Annotated in this window: 10 protein-coding genes and 1 pseudogene; 3 read left to right on the top strand and 8 right to left on the bottom strand. The window is 42.5% G+C overall.

Annotated features, from left to right (window positions below):
- Positions 1 to 242: 242 nt before the first annotated feature.
- Positions 243 to 1,721, top strand: coding sequence for a DUF1846 domain-containing protein (locus ACESTK_RS16610; RefSeq protein ID WP_173717328.1), 1,479 nt, complete (start codon positions 243 to 245; stop codon positions 1,719 to 1,721).
- A gap of 101 nt (positions 1,722 to 1,822) precedes the next feature.
- Here ACESTK_RS16610 and ACESTK_RS16605 read toward each other — a convergent pair whose 3' ends face one another.
- The 4 genes from ACESTK_RS16605 to ACESTK_RS16590 all read right to left on the bottom strand — a co-directional run bounded on the left by ACESTK_RS16605 (position 1,823) and on the right by ACESTK_RS16590 (position 6,510).
- On the bottom strand, positions 1,823 to 3,379 hold the full coding sequence (locus ACESTK_RS16605) for a hypothetical protein (RefSeq protein ID WP_373120290.1): 1,557 nt from the start codon (positions 3,377 to 3,379) through the stop codon (positions 1,823 to 1,825).
- Positions 3,380 to 3,449: 70 nt separating this feature from the next.
- The gene (gene aroE, locus ACESTK_RS16600; RefSeq protein ID WP_373120289.1) at positions 3,450 to 4,298 is read right to left on the bottom strand and encodes a shikimate dehydrogenase; all 849 of its coding nucleotides are present in this window, start codon (positions 4,296 to 4,298) and stop codon (positions 3,450 to 3,452) included.
- Positions 4,299 to 4,820: 522 nt separating this feature from the next.
- The gene (locus ACESTK_RS16595; protein WP_373120288.1) at positions 4,821 to 6,158 is read right to left on the bottom strand and encodes an ATP-binding protein; all 1,338 of its coding nucleotides are present in this window, start codon (positions 6,156 to 6,158) and stop codon (positions 4,821 to 4,823) included.
- Positions 6,159 to 6,414: 256 nt separating this feature from the next.
- Entirely contained in the window at positions 6,415 to 6,510 is a 96-nt protein-coding gene (locus ACESTK_RS16590; protein WP_373120286.1) for a DUF6783 domain-containing protein, read from the bottom strand.
- Here ACESTK_RS16590 and ACESTK_RS16585 point away from each other — a divergent pair.
- Positions 6,481 to 6,597 (top strand): annotated as a pseudogene (locus ACESTK_RS16585) (hypothetical protein); the annotation flags it as partial. The gene ACESTK_RS16590 and the pseudogene ACESTK_RS16585 overlap by 30 nt on opposite strands.
- Positions 6,598 to 7,201: 604 nt before the next feature.
- Here the strand turns inward: ACESTK_RS16585 and ACESTK_RS16580 are convergent.
- Positions 7,202 to 8,281, bottom strand: coding sequence for a glycosyltransferase (locus ACESTK_RS16580; RefSeq protein WP_373120285.1), 1,080 nt, complete (start codon positions 8,279 to 8,281; stop codon positions 7,202 to 7,204).
- A gap of 195 nt (positions 8,282 to 8,476) precedes the next feature.
- On the opposite strand from ACESTK_RS16580, the gene ACESTK_RS16575 reads away from it, so the two are divergent.
- Positions 8,477 to 9,907 (top strand): hypothetical protein, encoded by a 1,431-nt coding sequence (locus tag ACESTK_RS16575; protein WP_373120284.1) that lies wholly within the window; start codon positions 8,477 to 8,479, stop codon positions 9,905 to 9,907.
- 220 nt (positions 9,908 to 10,127) lie between these two features.
- Here the strand turns inward: ACESTK_RS16575 and ACESTK_RS16570 are convergent, their stop codons facing one another.
- The 3 genes from ACESTK_RS16570 to ACESTK_RS16560 are packed head-to-tail and all read right to left on the bottom strand — an operon-like array spanning position 10,128 to position 14,065.
- Positions 10,128 to 11,564, bottom strand: coding sequence for an alpha-L-fucosidase (locus ACESTK_RS16570; protein WP_226854950.1), 1,437 nt, complete (start codon positions 11,562 to 11,564; stop codon positions 10,128 to 10,130).
- A gap of 40 nt (positions 11,565 to 11,604) precedes the next feature.
- Positions 11,605 to 12,549, bottom strand: coding sequence for an ABC transporter permease (locus ACESTK_RS16565; RefSeq protein ID WP_373120283.1), 945 nt, complete (start codon positions 12,547 to 12,549; stop codon positions 11,605 to 11,607).
- Positions 12,542 to 14,065 carry a sugar ABC transporter ATP-binding protein gene (locus ACESTK_RS16560; protein ID WP_373120282.1) on the bottom strand — a complete coding sequence of 508 codons (1,524 nt, stop codon included), beginning with the start codon at positions 14,063 to 14,065 and terminating at the stop codon, positions 12,542 to 12,544. Before ACESTK_RS16560 ends, ACESTK_RS16565 begins: the two co-directional genes overlap by 8 nt.
- Between the last annotated feature and the right edge of the window lie 21 nt (positions 14,066 to 14,086).

Raw genomic sequence — 14,086 nt, 5'->3', positions numbered from 1 at the left:
AAAAGGCTTTCTGCAGGATGTGCGCACAATTTGCAGGAATGATTTTTCTAATACAGTCCAGGAACATATTTTTTGAGGCAGGTGCAGAACGCATCTGCTGTATCCTTTTTACCTGTAACTTTACAGTAAGAAATAACATAATGGATGAGGAACTAAAAGATTACTATGTGCCGCAAATATTTCGCAAGGTGTTTTGTGAACATAGTAAAGAACAGCCCAGAGAAAGAAGGAGGAAAGACAGAATGAAAAAAATTGGGTTCGATAATGACAAATATCTGAAAATGCAGTCCGAGCACATTCGTGAGAGAATCAGCAAATTTGACAACAAACTTTATCTGGAATTTGGAGGCAAGTTATTTGATGACTACCACGCTTCCCGTGTTCTTCCAGGATTTGAGCCAGACAGCAAGCTGCGCATGCTGATGCAGCTTTCCGACCAGGCAGAGATCGTAATCGTAATCGGTGCACCTGATATTGAAAAGAATAAGGTCCGCGGTGACCTTGGCATCACATATGATGAGGACGTGCTCCGTCTGATGAACGAATTTACAAGCAGAGGACTTTATGTAGGAAGCGTCTGCATCACACGTTACTCCGGACAGAACAGTGCTGATGCGTTCAAGAAGCGCCTGGAGAAGCTTGGAATCAAGGTTTATGTCCTTTATAATATCCCAGGTTATCCAAGCAATACTTCCCTGATCGTAAGTGACGAGGGATACGGCAAGAATGACTATATCGAAACCACCCGCCCGCTGGTTGTTATCACAGCGCCTGGACCTGGAAGCGGAAAAATGGCTACCTGTCTTTCCCAGCTTTATCATGAATACAAGAGAGGAATCAGCGCAGGCTATGCCAAGTTCGAGACTTTCCCAATCTGGAATATCCCGCTGAAGCACCCGGTAAACCTGGCTTATGAGGCAGCTACCGCTGATCTGAATGATGTCAACATGATCGACCCATTCCATCTGGAAGCTTATGGTAAGACCACTGTCAACTATAACCGTGACGTAGAGATTTTCCCTGTTGTACAGACTATGTTTGAGAAAATCATGGGTGAGTGCCCATACAAATCTCCTACAGATATGGGCGTTAATATGGCAGGAAACTGTATTGTGGATGATGAGGTTTGCCAGGAGGCTTCCCGTCAGGAGATCATCCGCAGATATTATAAAAGTATGGATGCGCTTATGTCCGGTACCGGCACAGAGGAGGAGGTTTACAAGATCGAGCTTCTTCTGAAGCAGGCACATGCCACACTGGAGGACCGCAAGGTTGTTCCTGCTGCCCTGGAAAGAGAGAAAGAAACTGGTGCTCCGGCTGCTGCCATGGAGCTGGAAGACGGAAGGATCATCACAGGTAAAACCTCTGATCTGCTTGGTGCTTCCTCCGCCCTTCTTCTGAATGTGTTGAAGGAGCTTGCCGGAATCGATCACCAGAAGCATGTGATCTCCCCGGATGCTATTCACCCTATTCAGGAACTGAAGACAGATTATCTTGGAAGTAAGAATCCTCGTCTTCATATGGATGAGACCATGATCGCTCTTTCCATCAGCGCCGCTACGAATCCAGAAGCACGTCTTGCCCTGGAGCAGTTTCCAAAGCTGAAAGGCTGCCAGGCACATACTTCTGTTATGCTGTCTTCTGTGGATGTCCTCTCCTTCCGTAAACTGGGCGTGGAGCTGACCTGTGAGCCGAAATTCGAGCAGGGGAAGAAGCTGTAGGGATAAGCAGGCATAGATTTTGTTTTGTTGCTACGTAATTAAAAACTCTGGCAAATGATTGTTAGATAATTATCATTTGTCAGAGCTTTTTCTTTTGTATCTCATTCCCCACCCATCTTCTTCGCACTCTCTTCAGGAACTTCGATCAGTCCAAATTTCCAGAACAATGGGTAAATATAAGAAATCCCTCTAATATCCCCTAATGCCTTTGGGCGTTTCACGATGCCGGATATCTGCCGGCAATTTTGGAATGCCATTTTTATGCTGCTCCAGGACAGGGTTTTGCTGTTTTCCCTGCGGTCGATGAGAAGCTCTTTGTTGTAGGTTCCGTCTTTGCCGATTTTTAACTTGTACTGGTATGGGAGGCCAGAGGCAGTGCGGAATGGGTAGTTTTGGAAGGCTGCAATTGCTGACCAAAGAGTCTCTTCCATACAGTTCTGTCTAAGAGCATCAAGAACTATCTGCTGCTCATCTGTCAATTCCAGCTTGTCATATGCTTTTATTTTTCTATCTGTAAATCCAGTTTCGGCTTTGTACTCATCATTTTGTTCCTTTACTTTATCCCAATTGCCGTTCTCTTTCTCCAGCATTACTTTCAACAGCCTTATAATTCCTTTGATTTCCTGCACACTCTGAACACTCAATACATGGAAATCTATTTTCTTTTCCCTGGAACTATATTTCTCTTCCAGAAGCTTTGCCTTTTCCTCATCATGATCCTTGTATCTGGCTTTCCCGGACATGTAAGCATAAGAATTGGCAGTTCCCGGATATTCAATATTTTCCTGCAGATAGAAGGGAGATGGATTCTCTTCCAGATCATGCTCCAGGCAATTCAGTTTCTCTATAAACTTTCCGGTAACTTCCGGGTAATGCTCTTTTATATACACAAGATTCTTATGCAGACAAACGGCACTTTTTTCCATCATCCGCCGTTCTTTTGGGTTCTTCAGACAGTCATATTCATAATCCTGAACTTCATGTCCTTCCATGGAACGGATCAACTCACTGTACCAGTACATATGCTGCGCAGAATTGTCCGGAAACATAAAGTAAGTGGAAAATTCATGGTCGATCATCGGAGCCAGCCTCAGAATTTCTCCTTTTTTATTACAAACGAACGCAATATTCTCATAGTGATAATTCTGATCGCCTTTCAGCATGGAAACCAGGATCTGCATGGCAAGCTGCTCTGCCATGTCTTCGTGATTCTGGAAATAGGAAGCCTCCAGAATATCCGTATAATCATAAAACATCATACAATAATTCTCATACTGGTCTATATCCACCTTTTTATCCGGATACTTCCGAAAGAATTCCAGAAGATTCAAAAGCTGCTCATCTTCATTATAAATCCTTGGAACCACAGTCCCATAATCATAGTATTTCTGTGTCTCTTCTTCATAACCATGGCAAAAAGCCAGCTGATATAAAGGCGCCGATACAAAATATTCATTTATCACATTCGACCAGAACACTTCCGCATAAGCAAACAGAGGCGTAGAAAATGGCTTGGATTTACTCAACGGCTTAAAAATCCGATTTCCACTGTAAACCGGAAAATGTTTCTCTCCCTTTACTACGCCGACTGCTTCCGCGGTCAGATTGCCTATTCTGTCTGCATAATTGAAGTGGACAGTTTCATAATTTATTTTCAAAGGTCTCACATCCTTTTTATTTAAAAAGATTCAATCTGACAACTTTCTTTTCAGAAAAAGCCAGTCTTCCTTACTCAAACTCCTTCTTCAGCGCATCCTCCATCACATCTACCGGCGCTTCCACGCCTGTCCAGAGGGTGAAATTCAGTGCGGCCTGCTGTACCAGCATTCCAAGACCGGTGATAGTTTTTGCACCATTTTCTGCTGCGGACTTTAGGAAAATTGTTTCCGCAGGATTAAATATGACATCGCATACACACATTTCCGGTGTGATGGTAGTATAATCAATGTCTGGCTTGTCTGTCACATTTGGAGAAAAACCGATTGAAGTGGCATTGATTAAAATATCTGTATCAGATGGAATTTCCATATTGTTTTTCCAGTTAAGATACTTTGCACTGCTATCTGTTTTCATCTGAATAAGAGATGCCAGTTCCTCACCTTTTTCAATGCTTCGGTTGATAATATTGATATGGGCAGCCCCATTTAATGCACATTCAACAGCTATCGCCCTGGCTGCTCCGCCAGCGCCAAGAATAGTCACATTTTTCTTATCCAGAGTCTCACCAGAATTCTTCAGTGCGGTTACAAAACCTTTTCCATCTGTATTCTCACCAAATAGTCTTCCCTCTTTCTGGATAACGGTGTTTACCGCTCCTATAATTTCTGCAGCCGGACTCAGTTCATCCAGATAAGGGAGAACCTTGATCTTGTGGGGCATGGTAAGATTGATTCCCTTCATATCAAAAATTTTCACACTGTCCATTGCCTTTCTAAGATTCTCTGGAAGCACTTTAATGGTCAGATAACGATAATTCAAATTCTTCGCTGCAAATGCAGCCTCCTCAACTACACCAGTAGGATTATCATCCACTGGATCACCAAAAACGCCTGTTAATTCTGCACGATAGTTTTTCATGTTTGAATGCCCCTTTCTCTTTTTCAAAATCATCCTTAAAATCGAATCCAAACTCGCTTTCACAATGCATCTGAATAAATACCACTCACTCCCATAGCCCTGTATTTCTCCCATTGTCCCCGGTAATTCACAGTATGGGTATATACTTTGATCTTGTATTTCTTAAAATATTTCACTACTTTGGAAGTTACCCGTCCTTTTGGAATTGTTACTACGTTGCCGGATAATGGGATCCTTGGTATACCAATGGCTCTGGGCGTGTGCCGGCTAGGCGGGAATTATGAGAACGGCTATTAATAAAACAATTGTGTATAAAAGTTTTTTCATGTATTTATTTTCCCTAAAAACACATTGTAACTGAAAAGCACGATTAACCAGATTCATAACTTTTCCCCCTTCGCACATGCTCCTATATAAAAATAGATTTCACAGTATTACTATTTTCTGTTTTTACAATGATACCATGAAAGCTTTAGAGTCTCAATAATTTTGTGGGCAGCAATATTGCCAGCGTCTCAAGGGTTATGGTTCACTCCCCAATGCTAATCCGATCAGTCTATCCGCCTGATCTGCCATGAATAACGGAATATTCAACACATCATTGTCCAGTTTCAGATTATCCAGTGAGAACCGGATGCGTAGCTTGACCTTATCAGGGAACAGTTCCTTGAACTTCTTCATACTCTTGCTGGTTGTGTTTGCTTCGGATTTGACCTCCATGGGAAAGATGTCGTTCTCCCGCTGAATGAGGAAATCCACTTCGTAAGGTGGGTTGTTCTGGCTCCAATAACGAGGCATGACTTCAAACTGAGTAATTAAAGTCTGCAACACAAAGTTTTCGGTTAATGCGCCTTTGAATTCAGTAAAAAGACGGTTGCCTTCGCCAAAAGCAGTGGGGGCTAACTGTGCCAGACGGCGAAGCAATCCCACATCCACCAGATAAATTTTGAAAGCCGACAAGTCATCGTAAGCTGCAATCGGCAGGCCAGGAGCTGAGCTGCGATAAATTTTATGCACTAAACGGGCATCCACCAGCCATTGTAAGGCATTCTCGTACTCACGGGCTCGTGCACCTTCCTTGACCACTTTATAGATAAACTTCTTGTTCTCTCTTGCCAGTTGAGACGGAATGGATTTCCAGATCATTGAGATTTTCGGGAACTCGCTGAGATTAGGATGTTTGGCAAAATCACGCTCATAGGCTCCGAGGATTCCGGATAATGCTTCCTGCATAGCAGAAACATCCCGTGCCTCCGTCCACATCAATACCGACTCCGGCATACCACCGGTGACATAGTACATTTTCAGCTTCTCATACAGCGGATTAAAGAAGGCGTCAGGGATGGGTTCAAGGGTGTCTACCTGTTCCAGATACTGTGCCAGGTTTTCATCACCATTGGCAAGCAGGAATTCATTAAAGGTCATCGGGTCAATCTGCATAAAGTTGACCTTACCGACCGGAAAAGAAGAGGGTTTCGCCAGAGCAATACCTAACAGAGAACCGGCGCAGGCAACGTGATACTGCGGTGCGTTCTCGCAAAAATACTTCATAGAGTTAATGACCTTAGGGCAGTCCTGCACCTCATCAAAGATGATAAGGGTTTTTTCAGGCACAATTTTTTGACCGCTTGCCAGCATAAGGTTTTGTAGAATCCGGTCCACATCCTTGGTTGTTTCAAAAAATTGCTTATATTCTTCATTTTCGTCGAAGTTAAAGTAAGCTGTATTTTCATAATAACGTCTGCCGAACTCTTTCAGAATCCAAGTCTTTCCTACCTGACGTACGCCCTTCAATATTAAAGGCTTGCGGTAGGGAGAATTCTTCCAAGCCAGCAACTTTTTTAAGATAAATCGTTCCATAGAATCACCTGTCACATTTTTATTGGAGTTTTATGCTTGATAATCACATTTTTATTAGAGTTTTGTGCTTAATAATCACATTTTTATTAGAGTTTTGTGCTTAATAATCACACTTTTATTATATGCGAAATTCATGAAATTACAACCGAAAACACAAAATTATTTAATTTTAATGCTTAGCAATCACACTTTTATATGAGAAAGGACTGGAAATGGATTGCTCCATTTCCAGCCCTTGCCCTCATTGCGGTATATTTCACCCGAATTCGGTTGCCGTAGCCGCTACTGCGCCCTCATCTGGACAAAATCTCCCACAAATTGTGACGCACATCTTGCAGAAAGCCTTTTTCAAACATACTTTAGGATTGCAAAATTCCGGCAGCGCGAAGATTTGCCAGAAGTGTATTTAGCTGTGTCACAGCATCCTCTGTACCAGTAGCATCTGCTACTGCCGCTGCCGGAGTTGGCGCTGGGCCTGTCGCTCCTGCGGGACCGGCGGGGCCTGTCGCTCCGACTGGACCGGTTGGGCCGACTTCTCCGGCTGGACCGGTTGGACCTGCTGAGCCAGCGGGACCGGCTGGGCCTGTTGCTCCGGCTGGACCTGTTGGACCGACTTCTCCGGCGGGGCCGGTTGGGCCGGTTGAGCCTGTCGCTCCGGCAGGGCCGGCTTCTCCGGCGGGGCCCATAACTCCTGGCATGTCCGGTTCTCCCTGCGGGCCCATAGGACCTGCAGGGCCTACTGCTCCCTGGCATCCTCTTGGTCCCATAGGACCAGTCACACCGGGACACCCTCTTGGACCAATAGGTCCCATAGGACCGGTTGCACCACGAGGCCCTGTGGCTCCCTGTCCCGAACAACTGCAATCGCAGCCGCAGCGATTATTGTTTCCAAAACAGGATGTACAGGTGATATCACCAGAAGCTTCCTTTTCAGAAGAATTTTTCTGATTATGACGATCAAAAAACATACACATTCTCCCATAACAGCTTAGATATTCACTATCAATATATGAAATACTATCAATACAGGTGAATTTTCCCTCTCACTCCATACCCCAAACATCCCAGAAATACTTCTCATTTCCAATAACTGCCTGATGCAGAGGCTTCAATACTCTTGCCTTTTTATGAAATTCAAACGCCTCCCTGTGCCTTCCCGCTTTATCCAGACATACACACATCTGTATCGCCGGTATAAAATCATGACTGTCTGCAATATAAAAACCGCCGTTTTTCTTTTTCCGTGGCGCAAGAAGAGCCTGCTGATACCAGTATGCTGCCGTCACATACTCCCTTTTTTCCATAAACAGTCTTCCTATCTCACAACAGATCTCCGCTCTCGGAACATCCATCGTAAAGCTGTAAAAAAGTATATCAAAAGCAGCTGCATTCTCTCCCATTGCCTGATAACAGCAGGAAAGAACCAGACAGCTGTTCAGTTTATCCTCTATCCAGCCATCTGGTTCTTCCAGAAATTTTTTTAAAATTAAAATTGCATACTCATATTGCTTATGATAAAAAAGCTCCCGCCCATAATAAAAGAAATGTCTCGGTTCCATTTTTTCACCGGAATCAATCATCTGCTCATATATATGCAGATTGCGAAAAGACTCTCCAGCCTTTATTTTTCGATGCTCAATCACCACATCCGAATATAAAATATTCCCCGCAGGAACAACCGTTTCGTGGACGCGCCCCTGCCATCTGAAATTCCGGGAAGTCTTCATAATACGCTCTCTGTAATAAGAAAACGTAACATGCTCCCATTCATCAAATTCCACTGCATAATCCATCATAACCACATCCGTATCTAAATCCATGCTCTCTTTCAACCTGAGCAGCTTCTCCTGATTTTCCGGCGTAATGACATCATCTGCATCCAGCCACATCCAATAATCCGTATCTGCTTTTTCCGTAATAAAATTGCGGGCAGCAGAGAAATCATCTTTCCACAAAAAATCATAAACCTCATCGGTAAACTCCCTGGCAATCTCCTTCGTTTTATCCACCGATCCGGTATCGCAAATATAGATTTTGTCCACAAGCTTGCTCATCGGCGTGAGGATTCTGCGAAGTACCGCCTCCTCATTTTTTACGATCATACACAGGCCAATTGATATCATTCCAAATATCCTTTTTTCAATAGCCTATGCAGGACAAATTACTTTTATTCCCATTTGCCGCTTCCGGATATCCGCATTTTTTCCAGCAATAACGCTTTCCTTACGGATTACCTGTCATTTGTGTCAGTGACAAAGTCTCCAAAATCTGGGAAAATAAAAATACAAAACATTCCACATAGAAAAGAGGTGCTGAATATGAGAAAAAAAATATGGAAAATACTACCTCTTGTGACCGGACTTGTGCTTCTGACTGCCAGTAGCGCTCTTACCGTTCATGGAGAAAGTGACAACACCATTGACGTAACCCTGTTCAAGCTTAACCTTCCAGATGACTGGAGCTATGATCCGAATGATATCAGCGATTATGAAAATACCTGCTCTGTCAGCGTATTCGAAGGTGCAGACAAGGATAGCTCACAAAATGATTTCACCATTAAAGCAAATGAAGAATCAAGCTACTCTTTCCGCAAATATCTGCAGACCTCCGATATCGATCTTCATGACTATGCAGACGGCACTATTGAAAAAACAACCATTGGCGATGTGGATTATATACGAACCACAGACAATTTTGACAGAATTTACTACATTTATCGTCACGAGCCATCCGGTGTGACCTACAAAGTTATCATTTCCGGAGAAGAAAATGATTCTGTCAGAAACGTTTTTAACAATCTGGAACTGAAATTAGAGGACACCGGCAATGTAGAAGCACCTTACCCCTGGGATGGAACTCCATTCACACCGGCTCCGCAGAGTATAGCTGTTGGAGATTATACCGTCACTCCGGAGTATATTCCATTTAGTGTTTCCCAGAACGGATTTGAAATCATGCGTCACCAGTTTGCAATATCTGGAGACCGGATGTATCATCAGCTGAATAATACTCTGGAAACTTATGAATATACTGGAAGTACCCTGAATCTTCTTTCTTCTGACACAATGGATGAGCCGGGAATGGATCTTTTTACAGACACGGACGGAAAACTTTATATTTCCCGTAACGGTGGAAAAGGAATCGTTATGAAAGACGGGCAGACCATATTGGAGACCGGCACAAGCGGTTACCTGTCTGTGCACCCATCCGGTGCCTGGGGCATTACCAGCTACCTTGGCTATGACACGGAAAAAGTAACCTTCCAGGACGGCAGCGTGCTTACAGAGCCCTGGATCTTAACCTCCATGAATGATGACGCGGCACGAACCGGTATCTTTAAATTTGTCAGCCTGGTTGAGATCAGCAATGATCATATTATGGTATACGGACGTCTTGCAGGAGATGACACCCCATCGAAAATAGCAGTTTATGATCTGGAGGGCAACCAGCAGCTGCTTCTTGGCGGTGACCAGCACGAGGATCCTGCTTATTTCGGAAGTCTCACGGGAATAGCTGAGACAGCGAATGGCTATATTGCAGCAGATGGAAATATGCGAGAATTCTACTTCTGGTCAAAGGACGGAACTCTCCTCGCCGAAGTAGACTGCTACGATATGTTTGGAACCAGATACCCCTGGATTGAAGATATGAAAGTTGCAGAGGATGGTTCTGTGATGGTTCTTATGACACAGGACCGTGACGACGACTCTGCAAGCGAATTAATGGTATTCCGACTTACAGGTTTCTGATACATTCCCCTCACGAAAGGGCAGGTTGTGGAGAACATCCACACCTGCCCTTTTAAGTATCGTAATTTGCATATGATTTTTAACCGCGTCACAACAAAATGCCGCTTGTCCATGCAGCAATTAATGAACTGCACAGACAAGCGACAAACACTTCTTCATAAAAGAAATTTATTCAATTTTGAAAAGATCTATCATGCTCTTCACAGGGTCAAAAAATCCATCAACAACTGATTTTTAATGTATATGCATACTGTTTCTGGATATTTTCCGGGATCTTTACTGCCAGATTTTCTCCCATCTGCTCCCAGGATAATTCACCAGCTTCTCCCAGTAATGTAACAGTTGCTCCGGAAGGGATCTCCAGATCCTTGATCACTACAGAATCGCCAAGCTCTTCATCCAGGATCACGGCATACAGCTGATTTCCTTTCTTTGTGAATCGAACCTGCTGTCCCTTCTCAGTTTCTGCTTCCTGTTTTTCCCAATAGGTTGTTTCGTAAATAGCTTCTCCATTAACCTTCAGCCATTTTCCTGTTTCCAGCAGAGGCTTTTTCTGTTCATCCTGAATGCTTCCATCAGCTCTCGGACCTACATTAAGAAGTAAGTTACCGTTTTTGCTCACTGCATCAACCAGCATATAAATAATCTCTTTGGTTTTCAGCATATACTTAGGATCTTCGTTCTGATTGTATCCAAAAGACATTCCCATTCCACGGGTCAGCTCCCATTTTTTCTTCTGAAGCTTCATCTCATTTGCATACTCTGGAGAAGTATAATCACAAAATCCTTCTGGAACTAAAATACCACTTATTCCACCCTCAGCCAGCTGTTTATTCAGCTTTTCAACCAGACGTTTCTTCTCTTCATCAGAATGTACGCTATACTGACGCCAACGGTCATTAATTACACCCTCGGGAACTGTATTATAATAGTCCGCATACAACTTATTCAAATCACACTGTGCCGGGAATCCAATATCATTCCAGAGAATAGACGGTTTATATTTATGGATAAGTTCTTCTGTCTGGTTCCATGAATACTCAGCATATTCATCTGTTACCACATGGTGATTTACCCAGTTTTCCATACCATCAATTGGGTAATCCTTAAATGTCCAGTCGAAAATACCGGAATAATACAGGCCCATCTTCATGCCTCTTGCACGTACTGCATCTGTAATTTCTCCAACCAGATCACGTTTTGACTGATACTCTGGCATCTTGGGGTTTTTATATTCACTTGGCCACAGACAATATCCATCATGATGTTTGGTAACAAGTACTACATACTTTGCACCTGCTTCTTTAAAGAAGTCAGCCCACTCATCTGCACTCATTGTCTTATTTGCTTCTTCAAATTCCCCTTGAAAATCAAAATAATTATAATTTTCGCCATATACTTCTTTATGATGAAGATTTGTAGGTGTTCCCTCAATTCTTGATGTGTTCAGATACCACTCCGCATATGGTGAATTTCGCATAGAATTTCCAAATCCATCATCGGACTCTGACAGCTCTGCCAGATTTTTTCCTTCTACTGGTGCCCATGCGGGAACAGAAAAAAGTGACCAGTGAATAAATATACCAAATTTTGCGTCATTATACCACTGTGGTACCTCGTGTTTAGAAATAGATTCAGCAGTTGGTTCAAACTTCATAATAAATACCTTCCTTTCTTCTCAGTTTTCGTTCGATATATTAATCCTTTTTACGTCTCGCAATAATTGTTGCGATCAGGATCAATGCTGAAATAATCATCTGCCAGAAAGAATTAACACCATTTATGGTAAGACCGTTGGAAATAATGGTAAGAAGAAGTGCTCCCATAACACTTCCTGCAATACTTCCCTCTCCTCCTGACATTGCAGTTCCTCCAAGCACAACTGCAGTTAACGTATCCATCATCATATTTGACGCCAGATTCGGCTGACCTGTTGCCAGCCGGCTGGTCAGGATCATTCCTGCAAAACTTGCGCATAAACTGCAGAATATAAAATACAGAAGCTTGTATTTAATAACAGAAATTCCTGCCAGCTTCGCTACATCAGCATTTCCTCCAATAGCAAGTGCATATCTTCCAATCAATGTTTTCGATAATACAATACCGCAGATAATTACCAGTATCACCATAAAAACGACCTGCGCCGGAATACCGAAGATAAAGCCGCGTCCTAAGAATTCAAATTTCTGAGGCAAATTGTATATAGCTGTTCCTCCAGTAATCAGGCTTGCACTTCCATTTGCCAGATTCATAGTTGCCAGTGTAACGATCATAGATGGTAAATTGAATTTTGTAGTCAATATTCCATTAAATAATCCCAGTAAGGCTCCAAGTAAAAGACCAATAAGAATTGCCACTGGAATTGAAACACCTGATGTCAGCAATTTTGATACAACCATACCGGTTAAACAGGCAACCCCGCCGATAGAAAGATCCAGCTCACCTGAAATCATAACAAAGGTAACTCCCATTGCCACGATGATCATAACAGCAGACTGCCTTACAATATTCATCAAATTGGCAGCTGCAATAAAAGTGCTATTCAAGCATGTAAAAATAATACATAATACTGCAATCACACCCAATAAGCCAATCTGATTTAAAATTCCCTTTGACTTTATCATGAGTTTTTTTTCATTCATTGTGAACCTTCCTTCCTGTCGCGTACTCCATAACTCGTTCTTCCGTATATTCTTCCTTTAATAATTGTCCGGTCACTCTGCCTTCATACATTATTAAAAGCCGGTCACTCATACCCATTACTTCCGGAAGCTCTGACGAGATCAGAACAATTGCCATTCCCTGCGCAGTAAGCTCATTGATCAGCTTATAGATCTCAGCTTTTGCACCTACGTCAATTCCTCTGGTCGGTTCATCAAGAATTAAAATTTTAGGATTTGTGGATAACCACTTTCCTAGAACTATCTTCTGTTGATTTCCTCCAGATAGATTCTTTGCCTTCTGCTGCCCGCCTGTGGTCTTTACTTTTAGCTTTTGAATATATTCCTCCGACATTTTTGTCAAAAAATTGTCATCAATAATTCCAGCTTTTCTATGCTTATGTACAGTTGGCAAACTCAGGTTTCTAACTAAAGTATCCTCCAGAATCAATCCTTCCTGTTTTCTGTCTTCTGTTACCCATGCCATTCCCAATTTTATGGCATCACGACTACTTTTTATCTGTACTTTTTCTCCCTGAACAAAAATTTCTCCGCTTCCAATTGGCATTTCCCCAAATATCATTCGGACAAGCTCTGTTCTTCCAGCTCCAACCAGGCCAGCAACCCCTAATACTTCGCCTTCTTCCACTTTAAACGACACGTGCTGGGGGATATATGCATTGTTCAGCATTCCTTCTTTTACTCCGGAAATATCTTTCAATTCCAGACACACATCGCCATGACACTTTCGTTTCCTCTGGTAAAAATCCGAATATTCTCTTCCCACCATCAAACGAATTACTTCTTTTTCATTTGTTTCTTCTGTGTTCAGTTCCGCAACTTTTTCTCCATCCTTCAGAACTATGATCTTATCAGCAAGTTCAAAGACCTCTTCCAAACGATGGGATATAAAAATAAAGGATACGCCCTGCTCTTTCAATTTTTTTATAATTGTAAAAAACTTACGGATTTCAGCCTGAGACAAAGATGAAGTAGGCTCGTCCAGAATAATGATCCTGGCATTGTGATTAATTGCCCGTGCTATCTCAAGGAGCTGTCTGCCTGCAATTTCAATCTCTGCGACCTTTGTCTCTGGTTGTGCATTCAATCCAACCATTTCCAGTAATTCCAGGCTTCTCTTCCGCATTTCTTTTTTATTTACAAAACCGCGTCTGGAGCTTTCTTCTCCAATAAAAATATTTTCTTCTACATTCATTAATGGAAGAATCTGTAACTCCTGATGAACCATTTTAATTCCAATTTCTTTTGCCTGCTGAATGGTAAAACTGCTATATTCTTTATCACCGTAAGAAATAGTGCCTTCATCAGGTTTAAGACTTCCAGATATAATATTGCAAAGAGTGCTCTTGCCGGCACCATTTTCACCGGCAAGAGCATATACCTTACCAGCTTCGATAGAAAAGCTGATATGATGTATTACTCGCACATTTCCGAAAGATTTTGCAATATTGTCCAATCTGATAATTGTTTTGTCCATATACCTCAAACCTTTCTTTCA

The sequence above is a fragment of the Ruminococcus sp. Marseille-P328 genome (genome assembly GCF_964249465.1).
GTDB lineage: Bacteria > Bacillota > Clostridia > Lachnospirales > Lachnospiraceae > Blautia_A > Blautia_A faecis.
The sequence above is the reverse complement of the archived record's forward strand: the minus strand, read 5'-3'. Positions and strand labels throughout refer to the sequence as shown.

Coding starts and splice junctions, on each gene's coding strand:
- ACESTK_RS16570 (WP_226854950.1), bottom strand. CDS start 11,564: ATGAAGTTTGAACCAACTGCTGAATCTATTTCTAAACACGAGGTACCA.
- ACESTK_RS16560 (WP_373120282.1), bottom strand. CDS start 14,065: ATGGACAAAACAATTATCAGATTGGACAATATTGCAAAATCTTTCGGA.
- ACESTK_RS16580 (WP_373120285.1), bottom strand. CDS start 8,281: ATGATATCAATTGGCCTGTGTATGATCGTAAAAAATGAGGAGGCGGTA.
- aroE (WP_373120289.1), bottom strand. CDS start 4,298: ATGAAAAACTATCGTGCAGAATTAACAGGCGTTTTTGGTGATCCAGTG.
- ACESTK_RS16610 (WP_173717328.1), top strand. CDS start 243: ATGAAAAAAATTGGGTTCGATAATGACAAATATCTGAAAATGCAGTCC.
- ACESTK_RS16565 (WP_373120283.1), bottom strand. CDS start 12,549: ATGAATGAAAAAAAACTCATGATAAAGTCAAAGGGAATTTTAAATCAG.
- ACESTK_RS16575 (WP_373120284.1), top strand. CDS start 8,477: ATGAGAAAAAAAATATGGAAAATACTACCTCTTGTGACCGGACTTGTG.
- ACESTK_RS16595 (WP_373120288.1), bottom strand. CDS start 6,158: ATGGAACGATTTATCTTAAAAAAGTTGCTGGCTTGGAAGAATTCTCCC.